Below are 5,220 nucleotides of genomic sequence, written 5' to 3'. Positions count from 1 at the left end.
AAGTAATATATTATTAAATAAGAGGTTGTTTCAAAATTTATTTTATTTTGAGACAACTTTTTTAATTGATAAATTTATGAAAAGGTTTATCTTAAGGTTTTAATGAAAAATATAAGTAGTTGGCTAATTAAAAAACTTACTATTAGCTATTAAAATCATAACTAATCAATAGAAAAATATTTAATAAATGAAATTTATATGAATTTTTTATAAATATATTGAAAAAAGATATCTGTTATAGTAAAATAATCATTAGCCGACTAAGTAATATAAAAATAAGGAGGGTAAGTATGAATAGCAATTCTGAAGAAAAATTAAATGATGTTTTCTTGCAATTGATGCGAATATATTTTATAAGAACTCATTTTTATTTTGATAAATTAGGCTTGTATCAAGGTCAGCCACAAATACTTTTTTCTCTTAGGATGAAAAATGGTCAAAGTCAAAAAGAATTAGCAGATAAAAGAAAAGTAAAAGCATCTACAACGACAGTTATGATAAAAAGAATGGAAAAAACTGGGCTCGTAGAAAGAAAACAAGATGAAAAGGACCAAAGAATTTCTAGAATTTTTTTAACGGATAAAGGCCTAGAAATATGTAAGAAAGTTGAGAAATTTAATCAAGAATTAGAAAGAGAAATCTTTTTAGGATTTAGTGAAGAAGAAAAAATAGTACTTAGAAGACTTCTAATGCAAGTTAGAGACAATTTAAAAGCAGGATGTCATAAACATGAGCATGAAAAATATTTCTAAAGTTTAAAACAATATTTTTCAATTTAATGCTATTAGACTAATTAATATTACAGAAGGGAAGAAGTGTATGTTTAAATTAATTAAATATTTAAAGAAGTCAGCCTTATCAATAGTAATAATAGTATGCTTATTGGTAGTTCAAGCAGTATGTGACCTTTCTTTACCAAAATATACATCTAATATAGTAAATATAGGTATACAGCAAGGTGGAGTAGAAAACTCTGTTCCATCTATAATTAGAAAAAGTGAACTAGATAAGATTACTTTATTTATGGATAAAGATAATAAGGATAAAGTATTAGATAATTACACTTTATTGAATAAGGAAGATTATAGCAAGTATAAAGATAAGTATCCAAATTTAAAAGACGAATCTCTTTATGAGTTAAATACTAAAGATAAGGATACTATAGATGAGTTAAATACTATTTTTGGTAAATCTATTTTAATAGTATCAGGTCTTGAAGGAGATAGTAAAGAAGTAAAAGCGATGAAATCTCAGATAATGAGTCAGCTTCCTACTCAAGGGACTCAAGGTGGAGAAGTTGATATATTTAAAGTGTTATCAATGATGCCGACAGAGCAACTAGACAAATTAACTAAAGAGATGAGCAAAGGCTTTGAAAGTATGCCAGAAAGTATGATAACACAAAGTTCAGTATCATATGTAAAAGCAGAATATGAAAAAATGGGTATTGATACAGAAAATATGCAAAATAATTATATATTACTCACTGGTGCAAAAATGCTTGGTATAGCTATGATTAGTATGATAGCTACAATTACAGTTGGATTTTTAGCAGCAAGAGTAGCAGCAAGTGTAGGAAGAAATTTAAGAAGTGGAGTTTTTAGAAAAGTTATGTCATTTTCAAATAGTGAAATGAATGAGTTTTCTACAGCATCATTAATCACTCGTAGTACAAATGATATTCAACAGATACAAATGTTGATGGTTATGCTACTTAGAATAGTTTTTTATGCTCCAATAATGGCTATAGGTGGCATAATAAAAGTTTTAAATACTAATACTTCAATGGCTTGGATTATAGCAGTTGCAGTAGTAGCTATTTTATCTTTAATAGTTGTATTATTCTCAGTTGTTATGCCTAAGTTTAAATTGGTTCAAAAACTTGTTGATAAGTTAAACTTAGTAAGCCGTGAGATAATTACAGGTATTCCAGTTATCAGAGCTTTTAGTACTGAAAAACATGAAGAAAAAAGATTTGATGAAGCAAATAAAAATTTAACTAAAACAAATCTTTTTGTAAATAGAGTTATGACATGTATGATGCCTGCTATGATGCTTATAATGAACCTTATTACGGTTCTTATAGTTTGGAGAGGTGCATATAGTGTTGATTCTGGAGCAATGCAAGTTGGAGATATGATGGCATTTATACAATATACAATGCAGATAATAATGTCATTCTTGATGATATCAATGATATCTATTATGCTTCCAAGAGCATCTGTTTCAGCTACACGTATAGATGAAGTATTGGTATCAGATATAAGTATCAAAGACCCAGAAAAATCAAAAGCACAAGAATTTAAAGAAGATAAAAAAGGTCTTGTTGAATTCAAAAATGTTTCATTCATGTATCCAGATGCAGAAGAAGCTATATTGACAGATATATCCTTTACAGCAAAACCAGGAGAAACAACTGCATTTATAGGAAGCACTGGTAGTGGGAAGTCGACTCTTATAAATTTAATTCCTCGTTTCTTTGATGTTACTGAGGGGGAAATATTACTTGGTGGAGTTAATATAAAAAATGTTTCTCAACATGATTTAAGAGAAAAAATTGGATATGTACCTCAAAAAGGAGTATTGTTCTCTGGTACTATAGAATCCAACTTAAAATATGGTAGAAAAGACGCAACAGATGAAGAAATGAGAGCTGCAGCTGAAATAGCTCAAGCTACAGAATTCATTGATTCTAAACCAGAAGCTTTTAGAACTGAAATTTCTCAAGGTGGAACAAATGTCTCTGGAGGTCAAAAACAAAGACTTTCTATTGCAAGAGCAATAGCAAAAAATCCAGAAGTTTATATATTTGATGATAGTTTTTCGGCTCTTGATTTAAAAACTGATGCAGCTCTTCGTAAAGCTTTAAAATCACAAACTGCCGAAAGTACAGTATTAATAGTTGCACAAAGAATTAGTACCATCTTGCATGCAGAACAAATAGTTGTTTTAAATGAAGGAAAAATAGTTGGAATAGGAACACATAAAGAGCTTCTAAAAAATTGCGAAGTTTATGAGCAAATAGCTTTATCACAACTTTCAAAGGAGGAGCTAGCTAATGAGTAGAATGGGAAAAGGTCCTATGGGAAAATCTATAGGAGCAGGACAAAAAGCAAATGACTTTAAAGGAACCATGAGAAAACTAATTGCATACTTATCTAAATTTAAAATATCAATAATTTTGGTAATTGTATTTGCTATTGGTAGTGCATCGTTTTCTATAGTAGGTCCAAAAATTTTAGGTAAGGCGACTACAAAGATATTTGAAGGATTAGTGAGCAAAGTCTCTGGAGGTAATGTAGGCATAGATTTTGATGCAATTGGAAAAATTTTAGCATTATTACTTTGCCTTTACTTGGTAAGTGCGCTATTCTCTTTTATACAAGGATTTATAATGAGTGGAATTTCTCAAAAAGTATCCTATAATTTAAGACAAGAGATTTCAGTAAAATTAGACAGATTGCCAATGAAGTACTTTGATACTAAAACACATGGTGAAATACTATCAAGAATTACAAATGATATAGATACTCTAAACCAAAGTTTAAATCAAAGTATGACACAACTTATAACATCAGTAACAACTATGATAGGTGTTTTGATAATGATGTTATCTATAAGTGGTATTATGACATTAGTGGCGATTTTAATATTACCAATATCAATGTTTGTAATTTCAAGAATAGTAAAGAAATCACAAAAATACTTTAGATCTCAACAAGAATATTTAGGGAATGTAAATGGTCAAGTTGAGGAAACTTATAGTGGTCAAACAATAGTAAAAGCATTTAATCGTGAAGAAGAAGCAATTAATGAATTTGATAAATTAAATGATAGTTTGTATAATTCAGCATGGAAATCTCAATTTTTATCAGGGATAATGCAACCACTTATGATGTTTATTGGAAACTTAGGATATGTAATGGTATCAATCTTAGGTGGTTGGCTTGCAATTAAGAAAACAATTGAGGTTGGAGATATACAGTCATTTATACAATATGTAAGAAACTTTACACAACCAATGACTCAGATTGCACAAGTTGCTAACTTACTACAGTCAACAGCAGCAGCTTCTGAAAGAGTATTTGAGTTTTTAGAAGAAGAAGAAGAAGACCAAGTTGTTGAAAATGCAGTTTCAATAGATGGTTTAGAAGGTAAGATTGATTTTGAAAATGTAAACTTTGGATATAATTCAAATAAGACTATAATAAATGATTTCTCAGTAAATGTTAAACCTGGTCAAAAAGTTGCTATTGTTGGACCTACAGGAGCAGGGAAAACTACTATAGTTAAGCTTTTAATGAGATTTTATGATGTTAATAGTGGTTCAATACTAATTGATGGTCATAATATTAAAGATTTTAATCGTAGTGAACTTAGAGAAATGTTTGGTATGGTTCTTCAAGATACATGGTTATTTAGTGGTTCAATTATGGAAAATATAAGATATGGTAAACTAAATGCTACAGATGAAGAAGTTATAGAAGCAGCTAAATCAGCACATGTTCATAGATTTATCAAAACATTGCCAGATGGATACAACATGAAATTAAATGAAGAAGCAAGTAATGTTTCTCAAGGTCAAAAACAATTATTGACTATAGCTCGTGCCATTTTAGCAGACCCTAAAATCTTAATATTGGATGAAGCTACAAGTTCTGTTGATACTAGAACAGAAGTATTAATTCAAAAAGCTATGGATAATCTTATGGAAGGTAGAACAAGCTTTGTTATAGCACATAGATTATCAACTATACGTGATGCTGATATGATTCTTGTCATGAATGAAGGAGACATAGTTGAACAAGGAAATCATGAGGAACTTCTAAAGAAAGGTGGATTCTATGCTAATCTTTACAATTCTCAATTTGAAGAAGATGAAGCAATGTAGTAAGAATTTACTTTAAAATATTAGTATCGTTATGAGATAAATATAAAATAAACTAGGTAGATAAGATTATATTTTGTAAGGTATAATCTTATCTATTTTTTTTATGTATTTACAAAGTATGTATTTTGTTATAATATATAGGAAGGAAAATGTTGGAGGTGATTATCAAAATGTATATTTAATCGTATTCTTTAAATTTTATTAACAATAAAATTTAATTTTAATAGTTAACAATTATCTAAAGTCATGTATTTTATTTACTTTTATTAGTTGTGTAAAAAACTACTTAAATTTAAGAATTGGGTTAAATATAATATAATAATCACATA

The 5,220-nt window shown here is 28.6% G+C and carries 3 protein-coding genes; all 3 read left to right on the top strand.

All coding sequences use genetic code 11. The annotated features are described in order from the left end of the window. Positions 1 to 290 precede the first annotated feature (290 nt). The 3 genes from KGF50_RS20280 to KGF50_RS20270 all read left to right on the top strand — a co-directional run bounded on the left by KGF50_RS20280 (position 291) and on the right by KGF50_RS20270 (position 4,891). Entirely contained in the window at positions 291 to 752 is a 462-nt protein-coding gene (locus KGF50_RS20280) for a MarR family transcriptional regulator (RefSeq protein ID WP_227849732.1), read from the top strand. Positions 753 to 819: 67 nt separating this feature from the next. Beyond that, complete coding sequence (locus KGF50_RS20275) at positions 820 to 3,066, top strand: ABC transporter ATP-binding protein (protein WP_227849731.1); 2,247 nt, start codon at positions 820 to 822, stop codon at positions 3,064 to 3,066. Then, a complete protein-coding gene (locus KGF50_RS20270) occupies positions 3,059 to 4,891 on the top strand; it encodes an ABC transporter ATP-binding protein (protein ID WP_227434881.1) in 1,833 nt (610 codons plus the stop codon). Before KGF50_RS20275 ends, KGF50_RS20270 begins: the two co-directional genes overlap by 8 nt. Positions 4,892 to 5,220 lie beyond the last annotated feature (329 nt).

This window comes from Clostridioides sp. ZZV15-6598, assembly GCF_020657705.1.
Lineage (GTDB): Bacteria > Bacillota > Clostridia > Peptostreptococcales > Peptostreptococcaceae > Clostridioides > Clostridioides difficile_F.
This window is presented reverse-complemented; position numbering and strand designations above follow the sequence as displayed.